The organism is Thalassospira sp., from assembly GCF_040218635.1.
In the GTDB taxonomy this organism is placed as follows: domain Bacteria; phylum Pseudomonadota; class Alphaproteobacteria; order Rhodospirillales; family Thalassospiraceae; genus Thalassospira.
Genome location: NZ_JAVJRB010000012.1, coordinates 695,741 through 710,958, shown reverse-complemented (window position 1 = coordinate 710,958; position 15,218 = coordinate 695,741). Strand labels below are relative to the sequence as shown.

General features: G+C 50.7%; 14 protein-coding genes. 7 read left to right on the top strand and 7 right to left on the bottom strand.

The annotated features are described in order from the left end of the window. Positions 1-198 precede the first annotated feature (198 nt). Genes deoC through RIC05_RS17225 form a run of 3 tightly spaced genes read left to right on the top strand, consistent with a single transcriptional unit; the run spans position 199 to position 3,006 of the window. Entirely contained in the window at positions 199-1,032 is an 834-nt protein-coding gene (gene deoC / locus RIC05_RS17235; RefSeq protein WP_350045842.1) for a deoxyribose-phosphate aldolase, read from the top strand. Between the two features lie 59 nt (positions 1,033-1,091). Continuing rightward, entirely contained in the window at positions 1,092-2,315 is a 1,224-nt protein-coding gene (locus RIC05_RS17230) for a phosphopentomutase (RefSeq protein WP_350045841.1), read from the top strand. Next, positions 2,308-3,006: a DsbA family oxidoreductase gene (locus RIC05_RS17225; protein WP_350045840.1), complete on the top strand. Its 699-nt coding sequence runs from the start codon at positions 2,308-2,310 to the stop codon at positions 3,004-3,006. Before RIC05_RS17230 ends, RIC05_RS17225 begins: the two co-directional genes overlap by 8 nt. 55 nt (positions 3,007-3,061) lie before the next feature. Here RIC05_RS17225 and mfd read toward each other — a convergent pair whose 3' ends face one another. Next, a complete protein-coding gene (gene mfd / locus RIC05_RS17220) occupies positions 3,062-6,559 on the bottom strand; it encodes a transcription-repair coupling factor (protein ID WP_350045839.1) in 3,498 nt (1,165 codons plus the stop codon). Positions 6,560-6,566: 7 nt separating this feature from the next. Beyond that, positions 6,567-6,839, bottom strand: coding sequence for an FAD assembly factor SdhE (locus RIC05_RS17215; RefSeq protein WP_350045838.1), 273 nt, complete (start codon positions 6,837-6,839; stop codon positions 6,567-6,569). A 228-nt stretch (positions 6,840-7,067) separates the two neighbouring features. Between RIC05_RS17215 and recG the strand changes: the two genes are divergently transcribed. Beyond that, positions 7,068-9,155 carry an ATP-dependent DNA helicase RecG gene (gene recG / locus RIC05_RS17210; RefSeq protein WP_350046144.1) on the top strand — a complete coding sequence of 696 codons (2,088 nt, stop codon included), beginning with the start codon at positions 7,068-7,070 and terminating at the stop codon, positions 9,153-9,155. 80 nt (positions 9,156-9,235) lie between these two features. On the opposite strand, the gene RIC05_RS17205 is transcribed toward recG, so the two are convergent. Next, entirely contained in the window at positions 9,236-10,102 is an 867-nt protein-coding gene (locus RIC05_RS17205; protein ID WP_350045837.1) for a DUF502 domain-containing protein, read from the bottom strand. 87 nt (positions 10,103-10,189) lie between these two features. Here RIC05_RS17205 and RIC05_RS17200 point away from each other — a divergent pair, with 87 nt between their 5' ends. Together RIC05_RS17200 and RIC05_RS17195 are read left to right on the top strand one after the other, a co-directional pair. Then, entirely contained in the window at positions 10,190-10,573 is a 384-nt protein-coding gene (locus RIC05_RS17200; protein ID WP_350045836.1) for a hypothetical protein, read from the top strand. Then, positions 10,554-11,012 carry an NUDIX hydrolase gene (locus RIC05_RS17195; protein WP_350059767.1) on the top strand — a complete coding sequence of 153 codons (459 nt, stop codon included), beginning with the start codon at positions 10,554-10,556 and terminating at the stop codon, positions 11,010-11,012. Before RIC05_RS17200 ends, RIC05_RS17195 begins: the two co-directional genes overlap by 20 nt. A 119-nt stretch (positions 11,013-11,131) precedes the next feature. Here the strand turns inward: RIC05_RS17195 and rpoH are convergent, their stop codons facing one another. Continuing rightward, positions 11,132-12,001: an RNA polymerase sigma factor RpoH gene (gene rpoH, locus RIC05_RS17190; protein ID WP_350040667.1), complete on the bottom strand. Its 870-nt coding sequence runs from the start codon at positions 11,999-12,001 to the stop codon at positions 11,132-11,134. Positions 12,002-12,631: 630 nt separating this feature from the next. Between rpoH and RIC05_RS17185 the strand changes: the two genes are divergently transcribed. After that, complete coding sequence (locus RIC05_RS17185) at positions 12,632-13,165, top strand: YchJ family protein (RefSeq protein ID WP_350045834.1); 534 nt, start codon at positions 12,632-12,634, stop codon at positions 13,163-13,165. 1 nt (position 13,166) lies between these two features. Here RIC05_RS17185 and RIC05_RS17180 read toward each other — a convergent pair whose 3' ends face one another. The 3 genes from RIC05_RS17180 to ssb form a co-directional block, all read right to left on the bottom strand. After that, positions 13,167-13,604, bottom strand: a complete 438-nt coding sequence (locus RIC05_RS17180; protein ID WP_350040669.1) for an NUDIX hydrolase — start codon at positions 13,602-13,604, stop codon at positions 13,167-13,169. Between the two features lie 56 nt (positions 13,605-13,660). Then, positions 13,661-14,464, bottom strand: coding sequence for a hypothetical protein (locus tag RIC05_RS17175; protein ID WP_350045833.1), 804 nt, complete (start codon positions 14,462-14,464; stop codon positions 13,661-13,663). A 191-nt stretch (positions 14,465-14,655) separates the two neighbouring features. Beyond that, a complete protein-coding gene (gene ssb, locus RIC05_RS17170) occupies positions 14,656-15,186 on the bottom strand; it encodes a single-stranded DNA-binding protein (RefSeq protein WP_350040671.1) in 531 nt (176 codons plus the stop codon). Positions 15,187-15,218: the final 32 nt, after the last annotated feature.

Here is a 15,218-nt window from a genome sequence, read left to right as displayed (position 1 = left end):
GATTGAAACTGTGTTTTAGGACGGATTGATTGCTTGCCGGGACAAGGTTGGGTACCTTCTTGGCTGTTGATTGATCCGTCTTTATTTTTGAGATCAGATGTGGTCTTAAACCCGACTTTCGCCGCGATCTTATGCATTGATATGAGATCGCGGCGTTTACCAAAATAACCGCGCACGGCGCGTTGCTAGGATGCCTTGATGTTCGACCCGAAAACTGTTTCTGACGTAATTGCTGCTGCCAAACAAAAGGCAGTGGCCGACGCTGATACTGCGCGTCGTGCCATTTCCGTTCTGGACCTTACCAGTCTGAATGACGATGACACGCCAGAGGTCATCGAATCTCTTTGCAAGCGTGCCCAAACCCCTGCCGGAAATACTGCTGCTGTTTGCGTCTATGCCCCGTTTGTCGAAACATCTTGGCGTACGTTGGGGCAATGCGGTGTTAAAACCGCCACGGTGGTGAATTTCCCCGAAGGCGGAACCAATGCGCAGCGTGTCGGGGATGAAACCGCTGACTGCGTTGCCAAGGGTGCGGACGAAATTGATCTGGTTCTCCCTTACAAAGCGTTCCTTGACGGTGACAGCGCAATTGCGGCTGAAGTGGTCGATGCCACACGGATGGCCTGCGGTCCGATGACGACGATGAAAGTCATTCTTGAAAGTGGCGCGTTTGATGACCTGACCAAGGTTTACGAAGCAGCCCGCCTTGCGATCAAGCATGGTGCGAATTTTGTGAAAACATCTACCGGGAAAGTGCCGGTCGGCGCGACACCGGAAACGGCTGTTGCCATGTTAAGTGCAATTCGTGATGCCCGTGATGAAGATGGTGTTAATGCAGGTTTCAAGGCATCTGGCGGGGTTAAAACCACCGAAGATGCAGCCCTTTATATTGCAATTGCCGATAGCATCATGGGCGATGGGTGGGCCAAGCCCGAGACATTCCGCTTTGGGGCAAGTGGCGTTTTGACGGCCCTTCTTGCGACTTGTGGCGTCAATCCGGGTGATGCACTTGCTGCGACTGGCAACTATTAGAAAAACTGACTATCTGCGAGATAAGATATTCGCCAGATCAGGCTTGAAGGAAGACATCAATGGCACGTGCCATCATCATTGTAGCAGACAGTTTTGGAATTGGCTCTGCACCGGACGCATCGAAATTCGGTGATCAGGGTTCAGATACCCTTGGTCATATTGCCGAACATTGCGCCAAGGGCATTGCCGACAGCGATCAGCGCAGCGGCGAGTTGAATGTTCCCAATATGGTGGCACTTGGTCTGGGCGAAGCAGCCAAAGATGCGACGGGCCGCGTTCCGCCGGGACTGGACCATGGTGGTGCGATTATTGGTGCCTTTGGTCATGCCAAGGAACTGTCGCGCGGCAAGGATACCCCAAGTGGCCATTGGGAAATTGCCGGTGTGCCAGTTGACTTTGACTGGGGTTATTTTCCGCTGACCGTTCCGACATTCCCGGCTGAACTGACAGATGAACTGATTAAACAGGCAAAACTACCGGGGATATTGGGCAACTGTCACGCGTCGGGTACCAACATCATTGCTGAACTCGGGCAGGAACATATCAAGTCCGGAATGCCGATTTGCTATACCTCGGCCGATAGTGTGTTTCAGATTGCCGCCCATGAAGAGCATTTTGGTCTGGACCGTCTTTATGAGGTCTGCGAGATCGCATTTAAATTGGTCGAGCCCTATAACATCGGCCGTGTGATTGCTCGCCCGTTCATCGGTGAAAGCCCGGCTGATTTCAAACGTACGTCCAATCGTCGCGATATCGCAGTGCCGCCGCACAAACCGACCCTGCTTGAACAGTTTAGTGATACGGGTGGCAAGGTGATTTCGGTTGGCAAGATCGCAGACATCTATGCCCATCGTGGCATTGCCAAAAAGGTCAAGGCATCGGGCAATATGGCGCTTTTTGATGCAATGATGACCGAAATTGTCGAGGCGCCCGATAACAGCATTGTGTTCACCAACCTGGTGGACTTCGATATGGAATTCGGTCACCGTCGTGACGTTCCGGGCTATGCAAACGCACTTGAAGAATTTGATAAACGCATCCCGGAACTTCGTGCTGTGCTGAAACCCGGTGATCTGGTGATCATTACTGCTGACCATGGCTGTGATCCATCTTGGCGGGGCAATGATCACACCCGCGAGTTCGTGCCGATCTTGGCATTCGGTCCGGCAATCGCACCCGGCCCGTTGGGGATGCGTGAAACTTTTGCCGATATCGGACAAACGGTTGCCGATCACCTTGGGATCGGACCGCTTGGAACAGGCACCTCTTTCTTGAATGGATAACGTCGTGAACTGGCAGGTCGGACAAAGCGAAACATCAATGACACCCATCCGGATCGAAGCGATTGTCGATACGATTTGCCCATGGTGCTATATCGGGAAAAAGCGTCTGGAAAAAGCACTGTCGCGTGAGAAACTTGACAATCTGATCATTAATTGGCGCCCTTTCCTGTTGAACCCGGATATGCCAAGTGGTGGCATAGACCGCAAACTGTATCTATCGGCAAAATTTGGCGGGGCTGACAGTGCAACCCGCGTTTACAAGGCGATTGAAGATGCAGGTGCTGCTGTTGGTATTAATTTCAAATTTGAAGATATCAAAGTCACGCCGGATTCAACGGATTCTCATCGTCTGATCTACAAGGTTTGTGCGGAACGTCCGGCTGTTGGCAATGCGTTGGTTGAAGACCTGTTTGTTGCCTATTTCCTTGAAGGGCAAGACATTGGCGACCATGAGCTATTGGCTGAAATTGCCGTGCGCCATGGTAGCGACCGTACGGAAACTTTGGAATATCTGGCGGGGGATATGGACCGCGAATTTGTCGGCCAAGAAAACCGCGTGGCCCATCAAATGGGTGTGACCGGGGTTCCATGTTTCCTGTTCAACAGCCGTCACGCACTTTCCGGCGCACAGGAACCTGATATTTTACAACGGATGATCCGGCTTGCCCGACAGGAAGAAATGCCAGTCTAACTATTGAATCTACCAAGAAAAAAGGCGGGATAACAATTTGTTACCCGCCTTTTCTTTATGTGTTAACTGCGATGTCGGACAGCCGTTTCATCAGACGTTTAAGGCCTTCAAGACGATCAGTCGGGCCATCCCATCCTGCGGCATAGACAATCTTGTGATCCGGTCGCAGGCGCGCGACGCCGACCTGTTGCTGAATGAACCCGATCAATCCACCCGGATTTGGGAATTCGTTATTATGCAGCGTGATCAAAGCACCTTTTGGCCCTGCATCAAGCTTTTCAATATTGGCAACACGGCACCATTGTTTGATGGTGACGACATCCAGAAGGTTTTCGACCTCTTTGGGCAGCTTGCCGAACCGATCGATCATTTCAGCTGCGAACTGGTCAACTTCTTCGCGTGAACGCAGTTCGGAAATTCGGCGATAAAGTCCAAGGCGAACACCCAGATCAGGGACATAACGATCCGGGATCAGAACCGGCATGCCAATATTGATCTGTGGGATGAAGCTTGCTTCTTCAGACGCGTCAATCTCACCTTTGGCCTCGGCCACGGCCTCTTCGATCATTTTCTGATAAAGCTCGATCCCGACTTCCTTGATGTGACCGGACTGTTCTTCGCCAAGCAAATTGCCTGCACCACGAATATCAAGATCATGACTGGCAAGGTTGAACCCGGCACCAAGGTTATCAAGCGTTTGCATGACTTCAAGGCGCTTAAGTGCTGTTGCGGTCAGCTTCTTACCGTTCGGCAATGTCAGATAGGCATAGGCACGCTGCTTGGATCGACCGATACGGCCGCGCAGCTGATAAAGCTGCGCCAACCCAAACATATCTGCACGATGGATGATCATGGTATTGGCGTTTGGAACGTCGATCCCTGATTCAATGATATTTGTCGCAAGCAGCAGGTCAAACTTACGATCCGTGAAATCGGTCATGACCTGTTCAAGATCGCGGGCACCCATTTGACCATGGGCCACGTCAAACTTGATTTCCGGTACAAGGCTTTCAAGTTCCTTGGCCACCCGGCCCAGTTCATTAACGCGCGGGCAAACATAAAATATCTGACCACCACGATGGCGTTCGCGCAAAATTGCTTCGCGCACGACAACCGGGTCATAGGGCGTGATATAGGTTCGGACGGCCAACCGGTCGACCGGCGGTGTGGCAATGATCGACAGTTCCTTCACCCCGGTCAACGCAAGCTGCAAGGTCCTCGGGATCGGTGTTGCCGTCAGGGTCAGGACGTGAACATCGGATTTCAGTTCTTTTAAACGTTCTTTGTGCTTAACCCCGAAATGCTGTTCTTCATCCACGACCAAAAGACCAAGGTCCTTAAAGTGAACACCATTGCCCAAAAGTGCATGCGTGCCGCAAACGATATCGACATGCCCGCTTTCGATATTGTCCTTCACCAGTTTTGCATTTTTGCCGGTGACCAAACGTGAAAGTTGCTCAACCCGAACCGGCAGGCCATCAAATCGCTGTTTGAAGTTCAGATAATGCTGTCGGCACAAAAGAGTTGTCGGTGCAACGATGGCAACCTGTTTCCCTGACATCACCGCGGCAAAAGCCGCACGCATCGCAACTTCGGTTTTGCCAAAGCCAACATCACCACATACAAGACGGTCCATTGGCTTGCCAGCGGAAAGGTCATCTAGCGTATCGTTAATCGCACGCGCCTGATCTTCGGTCTCGGCAAACGGGAAACCGGCACAGAACTCGTCATAGTTGCCTTCTGGTGCCTGCAAAACAGCGCCTTTGCGCAGATGACGTTCTGCGGCAACCTTGATCAGCTTGCCAGCCATATCGCGAATGCGTTCGCGCAATTTGGCTTTACGGGCCTGCCATGCAACACCGCCCAGCTTATCAAGGATCGATAAGCCCTCGTCCGAGCCGTAGCGTGACAGCACTTCGATGTTTTCAACCGGCACAAACAGTTTGTCGCCGCCATCATATTCCAGCTCAAGGCAGTCGTGCGGTGCGCCACCGGCAGTGACGGTTTTCAGGCCAAGATAACGGCCTATACCATGTTCTAGATGGACGACAAGATCGCCTTCGGAAATTTCGGATGCTTCGCGCAGGAAGTTATCCGCCTTGCGGCGGCGACCACCAGGACGGCTCATACGGTCGCCAAGGATGTCCTGTTCGGTTACAAACCATAGGCCTTTGCGACGGAAACCACGTTCGATATCAAGGATGACTACGCCAACATGCTCATGGCTAAGATCATCAATGACGTCTTCCCAGCATCCACAAGGAACAACTTTGCCAACGCCATGCTCGCGTAACAACGACACGATCCGGTCACGTGAACCATCGGAATAGGTCGCGATAACTACCTGATTTTCTTTGCCGCGCTGGGCCGTGATGAAATCACGCAGTTCGTCATAAAGATTGGTGTCAGCACGCGCACGTACATCGCCAAAGTCCCGCCCCGCCCGTGCGCCAAGATCAAAAATCCCACGTTCGGGGTTTTCATCGTCGTAGTACGGCGAATATTCCAAAACAGTCCGATCCGACAACATGCGGTCAAATTCGGCATGATCAAGATAAAGTCGTTCCGTAGGAACCGGCTTATAAACGTTATCACCGGCAAGCCCGCCGCCCTTGATGTTCAGGCGTGCCTGATAGTAATCGTCAATCATCTCAAGACGATTTTCGATAACTTCGCTGTACTGATAATCAAGGGTGACAATGCTTTCTGGCAAATAAGCAAAAATCGTATCAAGCCCGTCATGGAACAGCGGCATCCAGTGTTCCATGCCACCATATTTCAGGCCGTTCGAGATCGATTCATAGAGCGGATCGGTTTGGGATACCGCGCCAAATAATTCACGATATCCGCTGCGGAAACGCGAAATACTGTCAGGATCAAGAAACACTTCGCCCACCGGAAGAAGTGCGATTTCTTTAACCTTGCCGACGGTGCGTTGGCTTTCAACGTCAAATCGGCGGATGCTTTCGATTTCATCACCAAAGAAATCAAGACGTACCGGGTCTTTCATGCCAGGGGCAAAGATATCAACGATATCGCCCCGAACAGCATAGTCACCGGGCTCCATGACCTGTTCAGCCCGATTATAGCCCATGCGTTCAAAATATGAGGTCAGTTCCGTGCGGTCATATTCTGTACCGGCTTTGAAGGCGAGCTTACCTTTGCGCATGACATCAACACGCGGAACACGCTGCATCGCAGCCGCCGCTGTTGTTAGCACGATACGTCCAAAGCCAGCCGCCGGTTTAGTTCCTTCTGACAGTGTAGTCAGGGTTTCAATACGGCGTGCGGTGACTTCTGAAATCGGTGAAACACGATCATATGGAAGGCAATCCCAAGCAGGCAGAGTCAAAACTTCGACTTCGCCGGCAAAAAAGCGCAATGCTTCTGCCAATTGCGACATGCGTTTGTCATCGCGCGCAATATGCATAATGGTTGCGTTCTTTTCCGCCGCATCCAATAGCTCACGCAGGATCAGGGCGTCGGAACCTTCGGGCACCCCGCCAACACGTTTGCGACCTTTGGTCGATATGATTTCTTTGATTTTATTCAATGGATTATCAGGCGTTGCTCAATTCCTGAATCATCTGCAATACGTCGGTATCGTACTGCGCGGGTGCCGCTTCCTTGCCCGTCGCCCATTTAAAGAAATCCGCATCCGGGACTTCGTTAATCAGCACTTCAAAGGCATCAAGCTGGTCTTCAGTCAAAGTGTTGAGATGCTTGTCCATAAAGCGCCCCATCAGGATATCGTTTTCTTTGGTCCCGCGATGGCTGCCACGGAACAGCAGCTTCTTGCGCCGCATTTCAAGTTCCGAAATGTTTTCAGTCATGATCGATCTCCTGGCTTATTCTTTGGGGCGCCCTGTTACCGGGCTGCCGCACATTATTCTGTGGCAAGGTTTGTACGGCAAAACGCCGTCTGGGTCCATGCTGTGATCAGGCGATTTTGCATCAATTGGTGACTTGACGGTTGTAGCAGGATAATTTTGTTGTATACCCGTGACGTAAACGCAATTGTTCTATTAACGTTCTCATCAAAAGTTGCAACGAAAACCGACATGCGCCCGGAAATCCTATTCCCGCTTTTTGCTGAAATTGACACCCTTCCCGGTATCGGGCCGCGGTTAAAGCCGCTTGTTGCGCGGTTGATTGCTGGCGAGCATGTCGTTGATTTGCTGTGGCATTTACCATCAGGGATCATTGATCGTCGGTTTTCTCCGCCGTTGGAAGAAACCATCGATGGGTCTGTCGTGACCATGGATGTCTGGGTCGAGCGTCACGATCCCACGCCCAACCGCCGCCGACCGTATCGTGTGATTTGCAAAACCCAAAGCGGATCGCTTGTTCTGGCGTTCTTTAATGCGCGGGCAAAGTACCTTAATGAAGTTTTGCCTGTTGGCGAAAAGCGCATCATTTCGGGCAAGATTGATCATTATCGCGGTGAATATCAGATTACCCATCCCGACCGCATCGGGACAGAAGCCGAACGCGATGAAATCCAGACGGTCGAGCCTGTATACCCAATGTCAGCCGGTGTCACCGGCAAAACGCTGACCAAAGCGACCCGTGCAGCATTGGAAACAATGCCAGAATTGCCAGAATGGCATGATCCGGCATTGGTTGCCCGGCATAAATGGCCAGATCTGCTAAGCGCGTTACATACTGTCCATAACCCGCAAGATGATGCAGACCTGTCACCAGATCATCCGGCACGCAAACGGCTTGCCTATGACGAATTGCTGGCGAACCAGCTCGCACTCGCCTTGATCCGCGCCAAGATGCGCAAACTTGGCGGTCGGGTTACCAAGGGCGATGGGAAGCTGCGTGAAGGATTGGCCAGCCACCTGCCCTTTGCGATGACCGGTGCGCAACAACGTTCGTTAACCGAGATTTATGACGATATGGCCAGCGAAGGCCGCATGTTGCGCCTGCTGCAAGGTGACGTGGGATCAGGCAAAACCGTTGTAGCCTTAATGGCGATGCTCAATGCCGTGGAATGCGGTCGTCAGGCTGCTTTAATGGCGCCAACGGAAATTCTGGCACGTCAGCATTTTGAAACGATCTCGCCGTTACTCGAACAAATCGGCATTACCTGTGCGATCTTGACTGGTCGGGATAAAGGAAAATCGCGCAAAACAACTCTTGAAGGCTTCGCAAATGGTGACGTCCAGATTGCAGTTGGAACACACGCGCTGTTTCAGGATGACGTTGTGTTTAAGGACCTCGCCTTTGCTGTGGTTGATGAACAGCATCGCTTTGGCGTGCATCAACGCCTGATGCTGGCCGGTAAAGGTCAGGCTGTTGATGTGTTGGTTATGACGGCAACTCCAATCCCGCGCACCCTGACCCTGACAGCATTTGGCGACATGGAAGTCTCACGGCTTGATGAAAAACCGCCGGGACGTAAGCCGGTGGATACGCGGGTTCTACCGATAGATAAAGTTGACGATGTTATTTCCGGGATAGGTCGCGCCATGCGGACCGGAACCAAGATTTATTGGGTTTGTCCGCTGGTGGAAGATTCCGAAATTCTTGATCTTCAGGCCGCAGAAGAACGTTATCGTGTTCTGGTCGATTTGTTTGGTGAAAGTCGTGTCGGACTTATCCATGGGAAAATGAAGGGCAAGGAAAAGGATGAAGTCATGGAGCGCTTTGCCCATGGTGATACATCGATCCTTGTGGCCACCACCGTAATTGAGGTTGGGGTTAATGTCCCCGAAGCCACGATTATGGTGATCGAACATTCTGAACGGTTTGGGCTGGCCCAGCTTCATCAGTTACGTGGGCGCATTGGCCGTGGGGAGGCCGCATCAACCTGTTTGCTGCTTTATGGCAGCCCGCTGGGTCAGGTATCCAAAGCACGGCTTAAAATCATGCGCGAGACCGAGGATGGCTTTATCATTGCAGAAGAAGACCTGAAACTGCGCGGGGCTGGTGAAGTTCTGGGAACGCGCCAAAGCGGGCTTCAGGAATACCGTTTGGCCAATCTTGAGATGCATGGCGATTTACTGGCGATTGCTCGTGATGATGCGCGCCTGATTGTGAATCGTGACCCGGAGCTTCAAAAAACCCGCGGCGAGGCATTGCGTCTGTTGCTGTATCTGTTTGAACGCGATGAAGCCGTTCGATATTTCCGTTCCGGATAAAGATAAAAGAAGGGCGCCTTGATCCAAAGCGCCCTTCTTCGTGATTAAGGTATGTCGGTAAACCGTGTGAAGGCGGTTATTTAGGCATCTTCGCGTGTTTTGCCGTTTTCATCCTGTGGCTTTTCGCCGGGTTCCACACGCACGGGAATATCGCGCGATACCAGAATGGGCACGTTTTCCTTTTCACGCAAAACGTCGACATCTTCATATGTCTTTGCCGCCACCCTTGGCTTTTGCTGCTCATCAAGGGGGCGACGGTCTGGTGGGGTCACTATACCGCCCGACATGACCATCTTGATTGCTTCTTCAACGGTCATATCAAGGATGACAAGATCGCGCTTTGGCACAAACAACAAGAAACCGGATGTCGGGTTAGGTGTTGTTGGCAGGAAGATATTGATGACCGTATCTTCTGTCAGATGCTGTACTTCACCCTTGGTTTCGCCGGTGATAAAACCAACCGCCCACATGCCGCGACGCGGATATTCCAATAAAACGGCCTGACGAAACGCATTTGACTGATTGGCCAGTACCGTCTCAAGAATTTGCTTGATCGCGCTATAGATGCTGCGAACGGCCGGAATGCGCCCCAGAATACGTTCATATAGCTTGATCAGTGCCCGACCAGCAAAGTTCGTGGTGAACCAGCCAACAATGGTAATGAAAACAAGGATCACCAACAGGCCAAAGCCGGGAATACCGTAATCCTCATACCCAACAGGCAAATAGTTTTCCGGATTGTAGTGCGCGGGGATCAGTGGAATAACTTTGCTATCGACAAACTCGATAAACCACCAAGCCAAACCAAACGTAATCGCAAGTGGTGCACTAACAAGAACACCAGTTAGGAAATAGGCTCTCATTCGGGCAAAAAAGCCCGGACTTGGTATCGCATGACCGGAACCCTGATTGTCCGTATTATTCTTGTCGTCGCGCTTGGCGTTCATTGATCACCTGTGCTGAAGTGCCGCATCCAAAGGCCAACTCGCAAGAATAGCTTTTGGCATTTAGTATTTGTAAGTAAGAATATGGCTATGCTGCGACATCTGGCCGGGGAATTCCCGTTCCTTGAAGTGATAGCAGTATTCAAGTTTGCGGCGCAACCAACAAACCGCAAATGCCGGTTTCTGAACTGTTGTGGAGATGTTTTGCAGGTCTGGATTGTCGAATATATTTATGACGATGATGGCTCAGTCGGGGTCAAAACATCCAAGGTGCGCGCACCTGATTACGAAACCGCACGCCAATATGCCCTTGGCAGCGCCCCTGCCAAAGATTTTGTGATGTCTCTTCATCCAGAATCCGAAGATCAGTTTCTGGGAACTCCTGGTATCCGTGCCCGTGAAATGACAGGGAAAGTCGTGCACGATTTTCCTGATCCGGATGATGATTTGAAAGATGACGATGACGATTTCTGAAATTGATGAGCGCAGCTTCTTACCACGCCCGATTATTGGTGTCGGTGCAGTGGTTTGGCACCAAGATCGCATTTTGCTGATCAAGCGGGGCAAGGAGCCCAATATTGGCAGTTGGAGCATTCCAGGCGGTGCGCAGGAAATCGGGGAAACGGTTCGTGATGCCGTGTGCCGTGAAGTTATGGAAGAAACCGGCGTTAAAATTTCCAGCCCGATTTTGGTTGATATCGTTGATTTAATTTCGCCCGCCAAAGATGGCAAAATCGAATATCACTACACATTGATTGATTTTGTTGCCGTCGCCCTTAACCCTGATGTCCGCCTTGGTGGCGATGCCGCCGATGCAAAGTGGGTAAAGATCAGTGATGTTACGAACTACAAGCTTTGGAACAAAACAATTGAGGTGATTGCGAAATCACGATCAATCCTGTCTGGAAATTAAGCTGCTTCATTTTGGCAACAGGCTTTGCCTTTCTGAGATATCCGCCCCATCCATCGGACAATCACAAAAAAGGCGGCACCCATAAGATGCCGCCTGATTTTTGATCATTCACGCAGAACTTAAGCAACAGCATGTTGCGTCAGAACGCTTTCCTGAATTTTCTTGAACGCCCGGGCTTCAAGCTGCCGCACACGTTCGCGGCTTACACCAAATCGTTCGCCAAGTTTCTCAAGCGTGATCGGATCATCGCTCAGGAAACGGGCTTTGATGATTTCCTGTTCACGTTCCGGCAATTCGCCAAGAGCATTTTTCAACATGCCATTATGCAAAACGCGTTCTTCGGCATCCGCAACGATGGCTTCCGGGCTTGGAGCGTCAGAAGACAGGGTATCGAGATATTCCATACCTTCGTCTTTTGGCATTGGTGTATTCAGCGAGAAATCGCGCGCCGCAAGACGACGGTTCATTTCAAGTGCTTCACGATTGGTTACACCAAGCTTTTCGGCAACCTGACCGGCTTCTTCTGGCGACAATTCACCATTGTCATAGATGTTAAGCTGGCGTTTGGCTTTACGCAGGCTAAAAAACAGCTTTTTCTGGGCTGCCATCGTGCCAAGTTTGACCATAGACCAGCTTTGCAGGATGTATTCGGTTACCGCAGCACGGATCCACCACATTGCATAGGTAGACAAACGGAAACCGCGTTCGGGATCAAATTTCTGCACTGCGCGCATCAGGCCGGTATTGCCCTCGGCAACAAGGTCAGCCATCGGCAGACCATAGCCGCGATAGCCAAATGCAATTTTGGCAACCAGACGCAAGTGGCTGGTGACAAGCTTATGCGCAGCCTCAGTATCATCATGATCAAGATACCGGTGCGAAAGCATGTATTCTTCATCCACGGTAAGCATTGGAAATTTCCAAACTTCGCGGAGATACCCCGAGAAACCTTCTTCTTGGGAAACAGCAGGTAATTTAATGGCGCTCATTTTTATGTCCTCCTGAGAGGTTTACGCGTTGACACCTGTATTGGATACGGATTCCGTCAGAAGTTAGATGACGCGCAAACACTGTCGGTTGTGAATTTATTCACACGGACGACCGGAAAGATAACTGGAGATCTTGTTTGATCCGGTCGCTATTTCATTCCATAGAGTCCTATGGAAGAGGACAGCAGACGCTAATAAGAAGTTCATTCATGGTGTCTCATCCTTACATGAAGCAAATCGACAATTTACATGTCCGCCAATTGGCCGGACTTTGATCCGGCGGTGCCTTATGGGCCCCCACCCGCATTTATTAATATATCTAAACCCGACCAAATCCGTCAAGAACTTCTGACCAGTATTTTAGCTATATTATTCGTCAAACATCAGCATCTTGGAAACCATAGCCGACAAACGTAGTCAGGTACTCAAAACGCCAACAATTCACGGTAAAATCGATATAAGGCTAAACAAAGGCAAATTGACCGATTTACGCCTGAGCAGTGACTTCTGGTCATATATCTGGTGCACGGGTAACCAAAAGGTAAACCATCGCATGCCCAAGGCTGGTATCTCAGCAACACGTTCTTTAATATCCCCCGTACCGTGAGCCATCCTTAATCAGGACCCGAAATGCCAGTTCTAAAAGCAACAACCCCCTGCCCATGCGCCAGAAATCAGACTTACGGCGAATGCTGCGGAAAATACCATACTGGCAAAGCCAAGGCCGAAACCGCCGAAAAACTGATGCGGTCTCGTTACAGTGCATTTGTTGTTCGTGATGGTGCATATCTGTTGGCAACGCTTGCCAAGGAAAAGCATGACAGCTTTGACGCTGAAAGCATCGAGCACGATCAAACGCGCTGGAGCGGGCTTGAGATTGTTGAATGCGTTGCGGGCGGATTGCTTGATCAAAGCGGGAAAGTTGAATTCATTGCCCGCTTTATCGAAGACGGCCAGCAAGGTCAGCTTCATGAGTGCTCAAACTTCGAGCGGCGCGGTGGAAAATGGTACTATGTTGATGGTGTGTTTCCGGATGGAACAGCCAAAACAGCGGAAAAGACCGACAAAAGAAACGAGCCAAGCAGCGATAAATTCGCCAAAACAGGGCGAAACGATCCCTGCCCTTGTGGTTCGGGTAAAAAATTCAAAAAATGTTGTGGTTGATCTAGCGTACAAGCTCCAGCGCCCAACGATGAAATGGCCGGATCAGCGTTTCGAGGGCTTCATCGTATGGCAGCCAGATCAATTCATGATCATGTTCAAGCGGCGGGCCCAATCGTTTGGTCAATTCGCACTCAAAAAACGTTCCACGTTTCAGTCGATAGCGACCTTTTACAGTGTTGTTTAAATATTGGGTGGCAAAACCAAGCCGTGAAACTATGCGGATCTGATAACCGGATTCTTCGTATGCTTCGCGATGCAACGCATCCTGTTCACTTTCACCTGCTTCAACACCGCCACCAAGAAGAACATTGCCCTTTGGCGTACGCGCAACGGCGACTTCGCCGCTATCGTTTTTGATAACGGCATAGGCACAGTCCTGTACGTGATAGCTTTGCCCCATGCGCGGGGTTCCAAATATCGGACCAACCAAATTGGCCACCCCTGCCTTCCACTTTCGAATTTTGCATCCAATTTATATAGTGTTTTCTTTATTCTTTATAATGCGATAGCGCGATCAAGCATAGCTTGACAGCGTGTCGCATCGAAGCGCAGTTGGCTCTGCCGTGCGCTGTCAAAATATTGACTGAGTACGTCATCGCTGATTGGCTCGGGCACTGCCCCATACTCAGTAACAAGTTTCTGGCGATAGGTTTCAGGCAAGGCCAAAGCTTTGCGTTTGTTCTTGAACAAAAACTTTTCAGCCAACGTAAAGTCAAACTGCATATTGCGATACAGGATTGTCTGATAATTCGCATGCAACCCGATTTTACCATCCGGTGTGATTAGAAATAGTGGAAACATCACGGCAAGATCCGGCATAATCCGGTTTGGATAGACCTGCCCTTTCCAATATTTTTCGGCGAGATCGGCATAACCGTCATAATCAGAAATTGGAAACATGCGTGCCTTGGCTAAAGGCAGTATTTCGACTTTCGGCTTGGCAATATTGACCGTGTCATTTGCAACATCGACATACAGACTGCCAAATTGAAAGGCGTTCTGGAAATACTGGTTACGCAAATTCCCCCAGATCCGTTTTGCTAAGCCGCCATGAACGGCAAAGTCGCGCAATGCCGTCATGCCGGGTGTTTTTGGCGCAGAAAGTTCCTTCTCCATGATTGTTTTCACGCCAAGCGTGATTTCCTGACAGAAACCTTCTGGATACGTTTTCCCGTATCTGACCGTTGCCACATCATATGACTGATCAAACGCAGTACGTAAGCGCATCATATCAGCCTGCAGTTCTTTGACGCGCGGAAGCAGATATTTTTTGGTCAACTTGACCTGTTTGAAATTCACAGGCGCAATTTGCTCGTCCTCGGCGCGGGCCGTGATGATTTCAAGTGTCAGGAACTGAGATGACGTCATAACGTTTACTGCGTGTTAGAGGCCAAGGTACTGTCATAGAAACATATATAGAGTATCGGAACGAAAACACCCCAAAACAGATCATGTTTCGGGGTGTTTTAAAATCGGTTCTACTATTGAGCTTAGAACGGGATCTCGTCATCAAGGTCGGGGGCACCAGACGGAGCCGATCCGCCACCAGATGAAGAACCACCATTGCCCCAGCCGGCATCAGATCCGCCGCCATAGCCACCAGAGTTATCCGGACCGCTGCTGCCGCCGCCATATCCGCCACCGGACGATGCACCGCCGCCCTCGCCGCCACGGTTATCGAGCATGGTCAGGTTCGAATTGAAGCCTTCAAGAACAATCTCGGTGGTGTAGTTATCTTTTCCGTCCTGGCCCTGCCATTTGCGGGTCCGAAGGACACCTTCGATATAAAGCTTGCTGCCTTTTTTAACGAAGCGCTCGACAACATCTGCGAGGCCTTCGTTAAAGACGACGATGCGATGCCATTCTGTACGCTCGCGGCGTTCACCAGACTGACGGTCGCGCCATTGTTCGGAGGTCGCAATGCTGAAATTGGCGATCTTTTTGCCAGCCTGAGTAAACCGGATTTCAGGATCGCGCCCGAGGTTCCCGACGAGAATGACTTTATTGACACTACCAGCCATGGGTTATCTTCCAAAGTTTGTGTTGTCCGCTG